The following is a 13,929-nucleotide window of genomic DNA, read 5'->3' as shown; positions in this document are numbered from 1 at the left end:
GGAGCTCCCATGACCGCGGAATTTATCAGCGTAAGCTTTCCCAACGCCTCGAATGATCTGGCTCCCATTCCGGACGCCCCTGTCGATCCTCGTTTTCTGGAGCGCTACGCCCGCTCTCTCGATGACTACGGCTTCAATTACACCCTCATTCCCTATTCTTCCTCGTCCTTCGATCCTTTCACGCTCGGCGCGACGATTCTGGCGCATACCAAAAATATCAAGATCATCGTGGCGCTGAGGCCGAACACGGTCTATCCGACGGTCGCTGCCAAGTCGCTCGCGACGCTCGACCAGCTGAGCGGCGGCCGGGTCGTTGTCCACTTCATCGCCGGCGGCAGCGACGAGGAGCAGGCACGCGAAGGCGATTTCCTCAACAAGGAGGAGCGCTACGAGCGCCAGGAAGAGTATATCCGCATCCTGCGCCTCGCCTGGACCTCGAAGGAAGCCTTCGACTTCGACGGCAAATATTACCAGTTCAAGCAGTTCCGCAGCGCTGTGCGCCCGACGAACGGTCTTATCCCGATCTCGCTCGGCGGGTCTTCCGATGCGGCCTACCGGATCGGCGGCTCGCTCTGCGACATCTTCGGCCTCTGGGGAGAGCCGCTGGCGGAAACCAGGCAGCAGATCGAGCGCATCTATGCCGAGGCAGAAAAGGCCGGCCGCACGGATCGTCCGCGCATCTGGGTGACGTTCCGTCCGATCGTCGCCGAAACGGATGAGCTTGCCTGGCAAAAGGCGCACAAGGTTCTCGACCAGCTCAATGCGAACCGCCAGAAGGGCCTGTCCCGCGCGCCCATCAATGCGGCATCGCCGGCCAATGTCGGCTCGCAACGGCTGCTCGATATCGCCAAGCGCGGCGACGTGCACGACCGAGCGCTCTGGTATCCGACCGTGACCGCCACCAATGCCAGCGGCGCAACGACAGCGCTGGTGGGGTCTCCGCGCACCATTGCCGACTCCATTCTCGATTACATCGATCTCGGTGCCGACCTGATCTCCATCCGCGGTTACGACAATTACAACGATGCGGTCGACTATGGCCGCTACGTTCTGCCGCTGGTTCGGGAAGGCATTCGCGAACGTGAAGAGGCCAGGCGCAAGACCGCAGCATGACACGGATGATCCGGCACATGCCGGATCCCTCCATCTTTCGTACCGTACCTTCTCGTCGACAGTCAGAAAGCGTTGAGCCGCATGTCCTATGATCCAGCCATTCTCGAGGCGACCGTTCGCGTGGTTGCCGAAGCCGCACCGGAGGCCGATCAGACCGGCGCGTTTCCCTGGGAAGGGATCCGTGCGGTTCACGAGAGCGGGCTGCTCGAAAGCACGGTCGCAACGCGCTACGGAGGCAAAGGCGGGACACTCGCCGATGCGGCGCATATTCTGGCAGCACTCGGCCGGGGAGACCCGTCCGTTGCCCTGATCAGCGCGATGACGATCTTCAACCATCTCGGTCAGGCGACAAAAAACCATTGGCCGGATGGCCTCTACCGGCGCCTGCTCGATGAAGCGAAGCAGAAACCGTTGCTGCTCAACGCTGCCCGTGTCGAGCCCGAACTCGGCTCGCCCGCCCGTGGCGGCCTGCCCGCCACCCGCGCGCGTCGCACCGCGACCGGCTGGTCGATCACCGGCCGAAAGCGGTTCGTAACCGGCGCGCATGGCCTCACGCACTTTCTCGTCTGGGCTCATACCGATGAGGCACCAAGTCGCGTCGGCACCTTCGTCGTTCCCAACGGCTTGCCCGGTATCAAGATCATCGAGAACTGGAAAAGTCTCGGCATGCGGGCATCGGGTTCCCATGACGTCGAATATGCCGATGTGGAGATCCCGGCGGAGAACGTGCTGGAACTGGTCGATCCGTCGGTCGCCCAGCAGGACAACCGCGCCCATGCGGCGATAACCCTGGCCCTTACCTCGATCTATCTGGGAGCCGCCGAGGCCGCGCAGGACGTCTTCACCCGCTTCGCCCATGAGCGGCTCCCCGCCAATCTCGGCCATTCGATTGCCAGGACGGAGCGTTTCATCACGCTGTCGGGTGAAATCGATCTGCTTGTCGGCGGTGCCCGACAGATCATTTTCGGCGCGCTGGAAACCAAGCTGGGCGATGCGGAAGCCTTGATCAGGGCCAAACTCCTCGCCGGGCGGCAGATCCGTGAGGCGGTACAGATCGCCGTGCGCGGCATCGGCAATCCCGGCCTCAACGCCGATCTCGGGCTCGAACGGCATTTCCGCGATATCCAGTCGGTGCTCGTTCATGCGCCGCAGGAAGACACCTCCGTCGCCATCCTCGGACGTGCCGCCTTCGAACGCTGGAACCGCGCTCAGCCGCAACAACCTGCCTATCGGGACGACCTGCCTATTCTCAAGACGGCCTGACCGGGCGCGTGACGGATACGGCGTCCCATCCCGCGGGCCGCAAAGCTTCAGAAAAAGGAACTGAAATGAGCAACAATCTGATCGTCGGCTTCTCGGGCAATCTGTCTCGCCCCTCCAGCACGCGGCGTTTTGTCGAAACGGTAACGGAATCCCTGGCAAAACAGTCGGGCCTCGGCCATGCCGTTTTCGATATCGAGGATCTCGGCGCATCGCTTGCGGCCGCGCGGTCGGTGGCCGATCTCGATCCCGCCGCGCGCAAGGTGGTGCGGACGATCATCGAGGCCGAGGCTCTCGTCATTGGCTCCCCCACCTACAAGGGAAGCTATACCGGTCTTTTCAAGCATGTCTTCGATCTGCTCGACCCGGCGGACCTGCGCGGCAAGCCGCTCGTGCTGACGGCGACCGGCGGCGGTGACCGGCATTCCCTGGTGGTCGAGCATCAGCTCCGCCCTCTCTTCGCCTTCTTCGAGGCCTTCGTGACACCGACCGCCATCTATGCCTCGGGCCGCGACTTTATCGAAGGCGCGCCGTCTCCCGCCATTCAGGGACGGGTGAGCCAGGCGCTGAATGAAGCGTCGCTGCTGATCAGCGCCCGCTCGATCTCCGCTGCGATAGCCGCGGAATAAGACCACCGCATCCCCGCATCCGGCCAGCGCGTCAGGTGAGCCAGCTTCGGCTGCCCTCGGCGCAATCCCAACCTGTCGTCAGAGCGTCAGTAGATTATTCGACGTTTTGGCGACACCGAGGGATTCTGCTCTCATTTCTCCCGCCAGAATAGAACACGACCATGTTGATCGATTTGGTCGAGATACTTAGCCTTTTGGCAACTGGCGAAACATGTCGCTGGTGAAGATGCAGGTCTGCGGAATGCCTCGCGGAGAAGCGCCCGCTTCTCCTTGTTTCAGCTTAATTGTTTTGGTGAGAATATTCATGACACGACTTCATCTTCCGGCTCTCAAGCTCAAATCCGCCCGCCGTCTTGCAACGGGTTCCCTCATCGGGATCATCGCCACGCTCGCTGCAGGCCAGGCAGCCGCGGAAGGCAAGATCCGGATCGCCCAGCAGTTCGGCATATCCTACCTCATTCTCGATGTCGTTCGCGACCAGAAGCTGATCGAAAAGCATGGCAAGCAGGCCGGCGTCGACATCCAGGTCGACTGGGCGAGCATTTCGGGCGCCACTGCGATGAACGAGGCGCTGCTTGCCAACAATCTCGACATCGTATCTGCAGGCGTTCCGCCGGCATTGACGATGTGGGATCGCACCAAGGGCGACGTGAAGCTGGTGGCGGCGCTCGGCTCGCTGCCGAACTATCTGATCACCACCAATCCGGACGTCAAGACGCTGAACGATTTCAGCGAGAAGGATCGGATCGCCGTACCTGCGGCAGGCGTCGGCTTCCAGTCGCGCACGTTGCAGATTGAGGCCGCGAAACTGTTCGGACAGGAGAATTTCCAGAAGCTCGACCAGATTTCCATCAGCCTCCCGCATCCCGATGCAACGGCCGCGCTGATTTCGGGCGCGACGGAGGTGAACTCGCATTTTTCCTCCGCGCCCTTCTATTATCAGGCACTGCAGGGCAACAAGGCGGTCCACAAGGTCATCAGCTCCTATGACATTCTGGGCGGACCGGCCACCTTCAACGTGCTCTACACCAGCACGGCCTTCCATGACGAAAGCCCGAAGACTTACGCGGCCTTTTATGCCGCGCTGGGCGAAGCGGCAAAATGGATCAACGCCAACAAGGAGAAGGCTGCCGAAACCTTCATTCGCCAGCAGGGCTCGAAGCTTTCGCCCGAACTCGTGCTCGAGATCATCAACGACCCCGAGAACGACTTCACCATCGTGCCGCAGAATACCTTCGTCTACGCGAGCGAACTCTACAAGCTCGGCGTTCTGAAGACCGAGGCGGCAAGCTGGAAGGACTACTTCTTCCCTGAGGCTCACGTCGAAAACGGCGGCTGAACGGCCGCTCTGGCTGTTCTGCAAGGGAAGCCGGTGCGCTAAGCGCGTGTCCGGCTTCACCCACCAGACAAGATGGAATCGAGAATGGATGTCATGACCGCACCCGACCGGCAGAACGCTGCTCCAGCCGTCCAGCCGCTCCTCAAGGTGGAAGGCGTGACGCTGCAATACGAGGCGCCCGACCGGGTCGTACGCGCCACGCAGAATGTCAGCTTCGACGTTTGGGAAGCCGACCGCTTCATTCTTCTGGGAGCGTCGGGTTGCGGCAAGTCCACGCTTCTGAAGGCGGTTGGCGGCTTCATCGCACCGCATGAGGGCCGCATTCTTCTCGAAGGACGCCCGGTGCATGGACCAGGCCCCGACCGGGTCGTCGTGTTCCAGGAATTCGATCAGCTGCCGCCGTGGAAGACCGTCCGCGACAATGTCGCCTTCCCGCTCAAGGCCTCGGGAAAACTCGGTCGCCGGGAAGCGGTGGAACGGGCGGAGCACTATATCGAAAAAGTCGGCCTTTCACGCTTTGCCGATGCCTATCCGAACACGCTTTCCGGCGGCATGAAGCAGCGTGTCGCCATTGCCCGTGCGCTGGCCATGGAGCCGCGCGTTCTCCTGATGGACGAGCCTTTCGCGGCACTCGACGCGCTTACGCGGCGCAAGATGCAGGAGGAGCTTCTGGCGCTCTGGGAGGATGTCCGCTTCACCCTCCTCTTCGTCACACATTCCATCGAGGAAGCGCTGGTGGTCGGAAATCGCATCGCGCTCCTGTCGCCGCATCCCGGACGGATGCGCGCGGAAATCAACAGCCATGAATGGGATCTTTCGAGCGGCGGAAGCCCACAGTTTCAGGCGGCAGCCAACCGCATCCATCGGCTTCTTTTCGAAGACCCGCAACGCACGAATGGAGGCGGCCATGAGTGACGTCCTGAACCACGACCTCGACACGAGGACGCGACGCATCCCGCCGGTTCGCCCCGAATATGAGCGCCCGCTGGAGCCGCTTGCGGAGACGAGAAGCCAGGAGGCCCTGCCCGTCCATCGAAGACTGTGGCAGCAGGCATGGATAAGAAAAAGCCTGATCCTCATCTGTCTCGCGCTGCTTTGGGAAGTCGTTGCCCGCCTGCAGGGAAACGAACTTCTACTGCCGCCGTTTTCAGCAGCGCTCAAGGCGCTGGTGGAGGATATTTCGACGGGTGTCATTCCGCAAAGGGCGATCAATTCGCTCGATGTCCTCCTCAAGGGCTATGTCGCCGGTGTCATCCTCGCATTCGTGCTGACATCGCTCGCCGTATCGACACAGCTGGGGCGAGACCTTTTGTCGACGCTCACCTCCATGCTCAATCCGCTACCGCCGATCGCGCTTCTGCCGCTCGCCCTGCTCTGGTTCGGGCTCGGCCAGGGAAGCCTCGTCTTCGTGTTGGTCCACTCGGTCCTCTGGCCGCTGGCGCTCAACATGTATACCGGCTTTACCGGCGTGCCGGAGACACTGCGCATGGCGGGACGCAATTATGGCCTGCGCGGCCTGCGCTACGTGCTTCTGATCCTTGTACCCGCAGCACTCCCGTCGATCATCGCGGGCTTGAGGATCGGCTGGGCGTTCGCTTGGCGTACGCTGATTGCAGCCGAACTGGTATTCGGCGCGTCCTCCGGCCGCGGCGGGCTGGGCTGGTACATTTTCCAGAACCGCAACGAACTTTATACCGACAGGGTCTTTGCAGGCCTGATCATGGTCATCCTCTTCGGTCTTCTGGTCGAGAACGTCCTGTTCCGCGAACTGGAGAAGCGGACGGTGGCGAAGTGGGGAATGGCGCGCTGACGCATGCCTCTCGAACGTGGTCACCGGTTTCGAGCAGAAGACGTCCGCAAAAAACAGGAAGCCGAAGCGTGCGGAGCGAATCTGAAAGATCGCGACACGCTTGAGTGCCGCAAGGAACAAGCAATGGCAGCAGGCAAGAGATACGTCGTCGGCATAACCGACCACATGATCGGCGCGCCCGATCTGGAAGCGGAAGTGCTGGGCGACGATGTCGAGATCGACTTTTTCGCCAGCACGGACGAAACATCCTTCGAGCCGGATCGCCTGGCGCGGCTGGATGCCCTGATGGTCTGGGGGGCACGGCTTGGGGCCGGAAGCATAGCGCACCTTGCCCGCTGCAAGGGGGTGGTGCGCTACGGCGTCGGCTACGAGAAGATCGATCTCGCCGCGCTGGAAGCCTCCGGAATTCCTTTCGCCAACAATCCTGATTACGGCACGGAGGAAGTTGCCGACCACGCGCTGGCAATGATCCTTTCCCTGCATCGGCGGATCTTCGAGCATGATGCGCGTGCCCGTGGCTACACGTCCGGCTGGCAGGTCCACAGCCTGAAGCCGCTTTCGCGTTCTAACCGGGCAACGGTTGGCGTCGTCGGCGTCGGCAGGATCGGCACGGCGGTGGTAAACCGACTGAAACCGTTCGGCTATCGTATCCTCGGCTACGATCCCGGCCAGCCGCCGGGCCACGAAAAGGCGATCGGTTACGAGCGCGCCGAGCGACTTGAGGACCTTTTCGCCCAGTCGGATATCGTCACCCTTCACTGCCCGGCAAACGCCCAGACACGCGGCATTCTTGATGCTGAAGGCCTCGCGCGGCTGAAACCCGGCACCATCGTCGTCAATACGGCCCGCGGCGAATTGATCGAGGATCTCGATGCGCTGGAGGCCGCCTTGCGAAGCGGACATCTGGCGGCGGCGGCCCTCGACACGCTGGTCAAGGAGCCACCCGGCGACCATCCGCTTCTGACGGCATGGCGCAATCGCGAGGAATGGCTCGCCGGGCGTCTGGTGATCACCCCGCACAACGCCTTCTATTCGGATCACGCAGCAATCGAGATGCGCCGCAACGCGGCGAAGACGGTGAGAATACTGCTCGACGAGGGCAGGCTTCGCAATCAGGTCACGGACAGGTCATGAGCAGTCGATCCGAATTTCTCTGGTACATTCCCAACGACGTGAAGGCCGGCCATCGCGGCGATGCGGCCGATCCGGCGCATAACAGCCTCGATACGCTGACCGGCCAGGCGAAGGCCATGGAAGAACATGGCTGGAAGGGTGCCTTGCTCGGCACGGGCTGGGGTCGGCCGGATACGTTCACGCTGGCCACGGCGCTGGTCGCGCGGACGACGACTTTCGAGCCGCTGATTGCGGTCCGCCCCGGCTACTGGCGGCCGGCGAATTTCGCGGCCGCTGCCGCAACGCTCGATCATCTGAGCGGCGGGCGCGTGCGGGTCAACGTCGTCTCCGGACCGGACGAGCTTGCCGCCTATGGCGACGAGGAGGGAGACCAGCGACAGCGTTATGCCCGCACGAAGGAGTTCATGCGGCTGGTCCGCAGGCTCTGGACGGAGGAAAATGTCACCTTTTCAGGCGAGCATTTCCATGTGACGGGCTCCACCGTCGCGCCGCGTCTTGCAGCCGACGGCGACCGTCTGCATCCCAAACTCTATTTCGGCGGCGCTTCGGAAGCGGCCGAACGGGTCTCCGCGACCGAAGCCGACGTACAACTGTTCTGGGGAGAGCCGCTTGAGGGCGTCAGGCAACGCATTGAAAGACTGCGCTCCCTCAGCACCGCGCTCGATCGCGATCTGCCGCCGCTGGAATTCGGGCTGCGGATCACGACACTCGTGCGCGACACGACGGAACAGGCATGGGCGGATGCCGAGGCCAAGGTCGCAAGGATGGCAGAAGGATCGGCAGGCAGCTGGCAGGATCACCGCCACGGCGTCGCAGTCGGCCAGCAGCGGCTGCTGGATCTTGCCGCCAAGGGCGACGTGATCGACGACAATCTCTACACCGCACCCGGCAAATTCGGCGGCGGCGGGGCCGCCACGACCTGGCTCGTCGGTTCGGCCGAGGACGTGGCCCGGTCACTGAGGAAGTATCGGGAGCTCGGCATCACGCATTTCGTGCTTTCCGACACGCCCTATCTACAGGAGATAAAGCGGCAGGGAAGCCAGCTCCTGCCGCTGTTGAAAGAGCAGGCAGAGGTCTCGCCCGCGTAAGGACGCAAGTCCGCCGGTATCTTTCCAATCGGCATGAAGAGCAAAATATCGCTCCGGCAGCCGCCCTATTTGAAGGTTTCTTCCTTCTCCAACGATCGTTCACGTGGCTCAATATCCGCATTGGCGCAGGAGATTACGATGAGCAAGCTCATACAGCTGGCAGGCAAGCTCAGGGCGGTCGCGCCTTATATCAGAACCGAGGATGAAGCGATCGAGCTTGCCAAGGCGTTGGCGGCCGACCTGCGTCCAGGCTCCGGCCTTCGCGACCGACAGCGACTGCTGCCGCATGACGAGATGGCGCTGGTCGCCCAATCCGGGCTTCTCGGCGTAACGGTACCCGCGGATTATGGTGGCGCCGACATATCCAACCCGTTTCTGGCGGAAGTCCTGGCGATACTTTCGGAGGCCGACAGCTCCATCGGCCAGATCCCGCAGAACCATTTCTACATTCTCGAAGTGCTGCGGCTGGCCGGCACGGAAGAGCAGAAACGCTATTTCTTCACCCGAGCGCTGGCCGGCGATCACTTCGCCAATGCGCTGGCGGAGCGTAACGGCAATGCCGCGGGCGTGATCAGCACGCGCCTGACGCCGGATGGGCCGGGCTTTCGCATCTCCGGTCAGAAATACTATTCGACCGGCGCCCTGTTCGCAGGCTGGGTGGCTGTCTTTGCGCTCGACGCACGAGAGCGGATCGTCATGGCGATCATTCCCCGTGACAGCGAGGGCCTGACCGTCACCGACGACTGGGCCGGCTTCGGCCAGCGGACGACGGCAAGCGGCACGGTGACGTTTTCGAATGTCTATGTCGCAGCCGATGCCGTCATCGACCATGACAAGGCGTTCGAACAGCCGACGCCGCTCGGTTCGCTCGGCCAGTTGCTGCACGCAGCTGTCGATCTCGGTATCGCGCGCGCCGCCTTCGCCGACATGATCGATTTCATCAAGACGAAGTCCCGCGGCAACAGCAATCTCGCCATCGAAGTCGCCAGCGACGATCCGCTGGCGATCGCCAAGGCCGGGTCGATTGCCGTGAAGATCGAGGCTGCCTCGGCCACTATCGAGCGGGCCGGACGCAAGATCGACATGGCGCAGGTCTCGCCATCCTCGCAGGCCGCAAGCGAAGCATCGCTTGCGGTCGCGACGGCGAAGATCCTGACGACGGAGGCGGCACTGGAGGCGACGAATGCCCTTTTCGAGCTGGCCGGCACATCGGCCACCGACGAAAGCTTCAACCTCGATCGTCACTGGCGCAATGCCCGCACCCATACGGTTCACGATCCGGTGCGCTGGAAGCACCACGCGATCGGCGACTATCACCTGAATGGCAGACTGCCCAGGCCCAACGGGCAGTTCTGATTACTGCGCCAACTTTTCGACCGAAAGCGGACCGCGCTTGGCGACCATCTGTTCGAGCGTCATCGTGTCGAGCACGGCGGAAATGGCATCCCTGACCTCGGTCATGGAATGCCTGACCTGACAGTCTTCCGGATCGTCGCAATCGTCACAGGCTTCGAAGGCCGTCTTGCTGGCACAGCGAATCGGCGCCAGCGGGCCGTCGAGGATACGCACGGCCTGACCGATCGATATCTCCGCCGCCGGCTTGGAAAGGGCATAGCCGCCGCCGGGCCCCTTCTTGGATCGCAGAATGCCGCCCTTGCGCAGTTCGAGCAGGATCGCGTCGAGGAACTTCTTGGAAATATTGTTCTTCTCAGCAATCTCGCTCACGAAAGCGGTCTTGCCGGGTTCGAGCTGCGCCAGATGTACCAGCGCCTTCAAACCGTATTTTCCCTTTTTGGTCAGCATCGGATGTCCAGATCGGCCAAAGATCGACCGCGATCAAATTCCCAGTGAAAGAATTCGATACAGGACGTATGGGAATGCTTCAATCCGGCATGAGAGCAAACCGGGTCACGATGCTGCGGTACATGCCGCAGCCTGTCCGGATGCCGAGCCGTGCTGCCACTGCTTGATCCCCGCGCTGCGCCTGACCAGCCGTTCGAAGAACCCGTGCCCCTCAGGCCAGTGACCGAAGCCGCTCGCGATATTGATGTGGCCGGCAAAGCCGATTGTCACCAGCTCACTGCCCCACGCCTTCACATGCCGCTCGAGTTGCTGAACGCTCATATAGGGATCGTTCAGGCTACCGACGACAAGACTTGGAAACGGCAGTCTGTCCAGCGGCTCCCCGTCCAGCGGCTTCGGACCGAAATCGATCATGCACGGGTGCAGGTCGATGGTGGTCTCCAGCGAACATGGCGCAACGAGAAGCGCGCCGCGGATCAGACCGGCCTCTGCGCGACCGGCATAGCTTGCCGCGAGAAGGCAGCCGAGACTGTGCGCAACAAGAAAGGCGCCATCGGTTTCCGACAGCGCCTCATCGAGCTTCGCCTGCCATTCCTCCAGCACCGGACAGGTCCAGTTGCGCTGCTCGACGACCCGCGCACCCGGATAGTCCCGCGCCCATATCCGCTGCCAATGGTCATCCGGAGATCCGTTCAAACCCGGAATTATAAGTGTCTGGAGCATGATCGACCCCGCTGACATTTCGAAGCAGGGTGACGATAGACGGAGCGACTGCCCCAGTCGCCGAATGCACGCCCAAAAGCTACAATAAAGATAGATTATTTTTGCCCCACTGGCCGCCTGCCGCCTCGACGGCGGGTCGAGATCGGAATCGAATTGAAAGCGATCATGACCGCCCATCGGCGATGGCCGATGGGAAACGACCGGGCAGGTTCCAGGCAGATCCGATTCCAAAACGGCTCTATCCGGCCTCGATCTGGATCAGGGAAGCATTTCTTCGTTGATTTCTGAGATTATTGGTTGCGGGGGCAGGATTTGAACCTGCGGCCTTCAGGTTATGAGCCTGACGAGCTACCGGGCTGCTCCACCCCGCGTTGAGCGCAAGCCTTTTGCTTGCGCGGTAGCGTCACAGCGCAGCTGTGACGCTTTGTGCCGGAGCAAATTGCTTTGCAATTTGTCTCCTGTAAGGGACGCACCGGCCAAGACCTGAGTGTTATCCCTTGCATTCTTTTGTTCTGCGTTTTTCGGCGTTGAACGACGAAGGGCCGCATGAGCGGCCCAACTGGTGTTTCGGCTTGGGCCGAGCTGTGTCGAGAAGATTGTATCATGCTTTCGCATGCATTGCCTTTAGAAGACCTGGCAGCGACCTACTCTCCCGCGTCTTAAGACGGAGTACCATTGGCGCTGGGGCGTTTCACGGCCGTGTTCGGAATGGGAACGGGTGCGGCCGCCCCGCCATGACCACCAGGTCATCTAAGGGCAATGTGAAGAGAAGCTGGTTCACTCTTTGAGTGATTGATTTGAACACGTCTTTGTCTCACGGCCTGCGTTTGCAGGCGGATGAGCATTGATCAATGGGAACGATTAAGCCAATCGGGCTATTAGTAAGGCTAAGCTTCATGCATTACTGCACGTCCACACGCCTCCTATCAACGTGGTCGTCTACCACGGCCCTGATAGGGAATACTCGTTTTCAGGTTGGTTTCCCGCTTAGATGCCTTCAGCGGTTATCCATTCCATATATAGCTACCCTGCTATGCCGTTGGCACGACAACAGGTCCACCAGAGATATGTCCATCCCGGTCCTCTCGTACTAGGGACAGATCCTGTCAATATTCCTACACCCACGGCAGATAGGGACCGAACTGTCTCACGACGTTCTGAACCCAGCTCACGTACCGCTTTAATTGGCGAACAGCCAAACCCTTGGGACCTGCTCCAGCCCCAGGATGCGATGAGCCGACATCGAGGTGCCAAACAACCCCGTCGATATGGACTCTTGGGGGTCATCAGCCTGTTATCCCCGGCGTACCTTTTATCCGTTGAGCGATGGCCCTTCCACGCGGGACCACCGGATCACTATGACCGACTTTCGTCTCTGCTCGACTTGTCAGTCTCGCAGTCAGGCGGGCTTATGCCATTGCACTCGACGACCGATTTCCGACCGGTCTGAGCCCACCATCGCGCGCCTCCGTTACTCTTTCGGAGGCGACCGCCCCAGTCAAACTACCCACCATACACTGTCCCGGATCCGGATGACGGACCGCGGTTAGACATCCATGACGATAAGGGTGGTATTTCAAGGATGGCTCCACGAAGACTGGCGTCCCCGCTTCAAAGCCTACCACCTATCCTACACATGCCGACACGAATGCCAGTGTAAAGCTATAGTAAAGGTGCACGGGGTCTTTCCGTCTAACCGCAGGAACCCCGCATCTTCACGGGGAATTCAATTTCACTGAGTCTATGCTGGAGACAGCGGGGAAGTCGTTACGCCATTCGTGCAGGTCGGAACTTACCCGACAAGGAATTTCGCTACCTTAGGACCGTTATAGTTACGGCCGCCGTTTACTGGGGCTTCAATTCAAAGCTTGCACCTCTCCTTTTAACCTTCCAGCACCGGGCAGGCGTCAGACCCTATACGTCGTCTTTCGACTTCGCAGAGCCCTGTGTTTTTGATAAACAGTCGCTACCCCCTGGTCTGTGCCACCCTCTTCCACTTGCGTAAAAGAGGGTCACGCTTCTTCCGAAGTTACGCGTGCAATTTGCCGAGTTCCTTCAGCATAGTTCTCTCAAGCGCCTTGGTATACTCTACCTGACCACCTGTGTCGGTTTCGGGTACGGTCTATACGGTGGAGCTATTTCCTGGAACCGCTTCCCTGCAAGATCAATCCAATAAGACCTTACAAGTTACGCAATCCGTCACTACCACCAGGCCCACGAATATTAACGTGGTTCCCATCACCTACGCATTTCTGCCTCAGCTTAGGGGCCGGCTAACCCTGCTCAGATTAACTTTAAGCAGGAACCCTTGGTCTTTCGGCGAGGGGGTCTCTCACCCCCTTTGTCGTTACTCATGTCAACATTCGCACTTCCGATATCTCCAGGGGCCCTCACGGGTCCCCCTTCACAGACTTACGGAACGCTCCGCTACCACACATCTTACGATGTATCCTCAGCTTCGGTGCATGGCTTTAGCCCCGTTACATTTTCGGCGCAAAGACCCTTATTTAGACCAGTGAGCTGTTACGCTTTCTTTAAATGATGGCTGCTTCTAAGCCAACATCCTGGTTGTTTTGGGATCCTCACATCCTTTCCCACTTAGCCATGACTTGGGGACCTTAGCTGGAGGTCAGGGTTGTTGCCCTCTTCACGACGGACGTTAGCACCCGCCGTGTGTCTGCCGATTAGTACTCCCAGGTATTCGGAGTTTGGTTAGGATCAGTAAGACGGTGAGTCCCCATAGCCCATCCAGTGCTCTACCCCCTGGGGTATTCGATCGACGCTCTACCTAAATAGATTTCGCGGAGAACCAGCTATCTCCGAGTTTGATTGGCCTTTCACCCCTAGCCACAAGTCATCCCAATCTATTGCAACAGATGCGGGTTCGGTCCTCCAGTTGGTGTTACCCAACCTTCAACCTGCTCATGGCTAGATCACTCGGTTTCGGGTCTAATGCAACTAACTGAACGCCCTGTTCAGACTCGCTTTCGCTGCGCCTACACCTACCGGCTTAAGCTTGCTAGTTACACT

The 13,929-nt window shown here is 60.4% G+C and carries 11 protein-coding genes, 1 tRNA gene and 2 rRNA genes (1 of these 14 only partly in view); 9 read left to right on the top strand and 5 right to left on the bottom strand.

What is annotated here, in order from left to right; genetic code table 11:
* Positions 1 to 9: 9 nt before the first annotated feature.
* The 9 genes from AC0JZ4_RS08100 to AC0JZ4_RS08060 all read left to right on the top strand — a co-directional run bounded on the left by AC0JZ4_RS08100 (position 10) and on the right by AC0JZ4_RS08060 (position 9,729).
* A complete protein-coding gene (locus AC0JZ4_RS08100) occupies positions 10 to 1,113 on the top strand; it encodes an LLM class flavin-dependent oxidoreductase (RefSeq protein ID WP_471885870.1) in 1,104 nt (367 codons plus the stop codon).
* Between the two features lie 81 nt (positions 1,114 to 1,194).
* Entirely contained in the window at positions 1,195 to 2,376 is a 1,182-nt protein-coding gene (locus AC0JZ4_RS08095) for an acyl-CoA dehydrogenase family protein (RefSeq protein WP_471885869.1), read from the top strand.
* A 65-nt stretch (positions 2,377 to 2,441) separates the two neighbouring features.
* Positions 2,442 to 3,002 (top strand): NAD(P)H-dependent oxidoreductase, encoded by a 561-nt coding sequence (locus AC0JZ4_RS08090; RefSeq protein WP_471885868.1) that lies wholly within the window; start codon positions 2,442 to 2,444, stop codon positions 3,000 to 3,002.
* Positions 3,003 to 3,306: 304 nt separating this feature from the next.
* Complete coding sequence (locus tag AC0JZ4_RS08085) at positions 3,307 to 4,341, top strand: ABC transporter substrate-binding protein (protein ID WP_471885867.1); 1,035 nt, start codon at positions 3,307 to 3,309, stop codon at positions 4,339 to 4,341.
* Between the two features lie 84 nt (positions 4,342 to 4,425).
* Positions 4,426 to 5,256 (top strand): ABC transporter ATP-binding protein, encoded by an 831-nt coding sequence (locus AC0JZ4_RS08080; RefSeq protein WP_471885866.1) that lies wholly within the window; start codon positions 4,426 to 4,428, stop codon positions 5,254 to 5,256.
* The gene (locus AC0JZ4_RS08075) at positions 5,249 to 6,151 is read left to right on the top strand and encodes an ABC transporter permease (RefSeq protein WP_471885865.1); all 903 of its coding nucleotides are present in this window, start codon (positions 5,249 to 5,251) and stop codon (positions 6,149 to 6,151) included. The genes AC0JZ4_RS08080 and AC0JZ4_RS08075 overlap by 8 nt, the downstream gene beginning before the upstream one ends.
* A 123-nt stretch (positions 6,152 to 6,274) precedes the next feature.
* On the top strand, positions 6,275 to 7,285 hold the full coding sequence (locus AC0JZ4_RS08070; protein WP_471885864.1) for a C-terminal binding protein: 1,011 nt from the start codon (positions 6,275 to 6,277) through the stop codon (positions 7,283 to 7,285).
* A complete protein-coding gene (locus AC0JZ4_RS08065) occupies positions 7,282 to 8,373 on the top strand; it encodes an LLM class flavin-dependent oxidoreductase (protein WP_471885863.1) in 1,092 nt (363 codons plus the stop codon). The genes AC0JZ4_RS08070 and AC0JZ4_RS08065 overlap by 4 nt, the downstream gene beginning before the upstream one ends.
* Before the next feature lie 138 nt (positions 8,374 to 8,511).
* Positions 8,512 to 9,729: an SfnB family sulfur acquisition oxidoreductase gene (locus AC0JZ4_RS08060; RefSeq protein ID WP_471885862.1), complete on the top strand. Its 1,218-nt coding sequence runs from the start codon at positions 8,512 to 8,514 to the stop codon at positions 9,727 to 9,729.
* Here AC0JZ4_RS08060 and AC0JZ4_RS08055 read toward each other — a convergent pair whose 3' ends face one another.
* From AC0JZ4_RS08055 to AC0JZ4_RS08035, 5 genes are all read right to left on the bottom strand, one after another.
* Positions 9,730 to 10,176 carry an RrF2 family transcriptional regulator gene (locus AC0JZ4_RS08055; protein ID WP_471885861.1) on the bottom strand — a complete coding sequence of 149 codons (447 nt, stop codon included), beginning with the start codon at positions 10,174 to 10,176 and terminating at the stop codon, positions 9,730 to 9,732.
* A gap of 105 nt (positions 10,177 to 10,281) precedes the next feature.
* The gene (locus AC0JZ4_RS08050) at positions 10,282 to 10,899 is read right to left on the bottom strand and encodes an RBBP9/YdeN family alpha/beta hydrolase (protein WP_471885860.1); all 618 of its coding nucleotides are present in this window, start codon (positions 10,897 to 10,899) and stop codon (positions 10,282 to 10,284) included.
* Between the two features lie 294 nt (positions 10,900 to 11,193).
* A tRNA-Met gene (locus tag AC0JZ4_RS08045) sits at positions 11,194 to 11,270 on the bottom strand.
* Between the two features lie 260 nt (positions 11,271 to 11,530).
* Positions 11,531 to 11,645, bottom strand: a 5S ribosomal RNA gene (rrf, locus tag AC0JZ4_RS08040).
* 111 nt (positions 11,646 to 11,756) lie between these two features.
* A 23S ribosomal RNA gene (locus AC0JZ4_RS08035) occupies positions 11,757 to 13,929 on the bottom strand (it continues 626 nt past the right edge of the window).

It is taken from the genome of [Rhizobium] kunmingense (genome assembly GCF_977018605.1).
Note: the sequence above shows the minus strand (reverse complement) of the source record. Positions and strands in the feature narration are given on the sequence as shown.

Coding starts and splice junctions, on each gene's coding strand:
- AC0JZ4_RS08100 (WP_471885870.1), top strand. CDS start 10: ATGACCGCGGAATTTATCAGCGTAAGCTTTCCCAACGCCTCGAATGAT.
- AC0JZ4_RS08095 (WP_471885869.1), top strand. CDS start 1,195: ATGTCCTATGATCCAGCCATTCTCGAGGCGACCGTTCGCGTGGTTGCC.
- AC0JZ4_RS08090 (WP_471885868.1), top strand. CDS start 2,442: ATGAGCAACAATCTGATCGTCGGCTTCTCGGGCAATCTGTCTCGCCCC.
- AC0JZ4_RS08085 (WP_471885867.1), top strand. CDS start 3,307: ATGACACGACTTCATCTTCCGGCTCTCAAGCTCAAATCCGCCCGCCGT.
- AC0JZ4_RS08080 (WP_471885866.1), top strand. CDS start 4,426: ATGGATGTCATGACCGCACCCGACCGGCAGAACGCTGCTCCAGCCGTC.
- AC0JZ4_RS08075 (WP_471885865.1), top strand. CDS start 5,249: ATGAGTGACGTCCTGAACCACGACCTCGACACGAGGACGCGACGCATC.
- AC0JZ4_RS08070 (WP_471885864.1), top strand. CDS start 6,275: ATGGCAGCAGGCAAGAGATACGTCGTCGGCATAACCGACCACATGATC.
- AC0JZ4_RS08065 (WP_471885863.1), top strand. CDS start 7,282: ATGAGCAGTCGATCCGAATTTCTCTGGTACATTCCCAACGACGTGAAG.
- AC0JZ4_RS08060 (WP_471885862.1), top strand. CDS start 8,512: ATGAGCAAGCTCATACAGCTGGCAGGCAAGCTCAGGGCGGTCGCGCCT.
- AC0JZ4_RS08055 (WP_471885861.1), bottom strand. CDS start 10,176: ATGCTGACCAAAAAGGGAAAATACGGTTTGAAGGCGCTGGTACATCTG.
- AC0JZ4_RS08050 (WP_471885860.1), bottom strand. CDS start 10,899: ATGCTCCAGACACTTATAATTCCGGGTTTGAACGGATCTCCGGATGAC.